Annotated in this window: 1 pseudogene; it reads right to left on the bottom strand. The window is 36.8% G+C overall.

Annotated elements, in window-relative coordinates:
* Positions 1–1,028: pseudogene (locus DYY66_RS01550) on the bottom strand (hypothetical protein); the annotation flags it as partial.
* Between the last annotated feature and the right edge of the window lie 21 nt (positions 1,029–1,049).

Here is a 1,049-nt window from a genome sequence, read left to right as displayed (position 1 = left end):
TCATATCCCACAGCAAAAGGCATTCCTATGCAAAACAATTCTGCCCCAAAAAATCCAGTTTGGTTGCTAGTCTGTATGGTAAACACAACATCGCTTTTTCCCTCAGGAATCACAAATGGCTGAGCTATCACTGTTATACTCTTTGAAGAATTTTGTGAAGGTATTGCATCATAGAACATCAAGTTCACTTTGGCTACATAATTAGAAGAATATTCAACACATATCTTTCCAACAGAGTTTATGGGCATGTACATGACTGGAATATACCCTTCTTTTCCCTCAAACGGTATCTCGCATTGTTTTGTACTATTTGTGGCATCATCATAAATTGGTTGAAAGTTGCTAATTGAAGAGGCATCAAATTGATTTGACGCGTAAACTTTTCCCCAATCTCTTGTGACAAGTTTGGTTGAAGTATCTGGATTTACACATGCTGGAGAGCCATCTGTTGTTTTGAATACCAACACAGAGTCAGCTTGACATTGAATACTTTCTTTCAAAATACCCCACTTGAATTGCCTCAGAGGAGACACCAAGACAGGAGGATTTGAACTAGATTTAGAATCAAAAACTGAGAAGAAGGTTGATGACGTATGTATTCCATTTGAAAATTTCTCAACGGTATAGTTTCCTACCTTTGTGGGAATGAATTGCCAAATGATCTGCTGCACATGATTAGCATTTGGATCAAAGATTAGGTGTTTTGTAGCATAAAATGCAAACCCTGTATCACTTGTCATGTTTATTCCAATATCCATCGTTTTGGTATCATACCTTGGCCAGGTATCAGCTCGAATCAAAATTTGATGATTTGTAAGGAAGCTATCCATACTTCCTTTGTTATCGGTAAGAAATAATGGATCTGGTGGAGGACCAGGATTTGCATAGCCTGATGCCAGAATGCCTGTTTCATAATGTGTTGTTAGATTTTTTCCATTTTGATCTGTTGTTTGAATTGGTGTTGAACAAAGATTTCCGGCATAGCATGTTGTTGCTATATTAGAATTCCCAGTAATAGTAAAATTCAATTCTTTATGATAAATTCCACT

Origin of the sequence: Candidatus Nitrosotalea sp. FS (genome assembly GCF_011319475.1) — an archaeon.
Taxonomy (GTDB): domain Archaea; phylum Thermoproteota; class Nitrososphaeria; order Nitrososphaerales; family Nitrosopumilaceae; genus Nitrosotalea.
The sequence above is the reverse complement of the archived record's forward strand: the minus strand, read 5'-3'. Positions and strand labels throughout refer to the sequence as shown.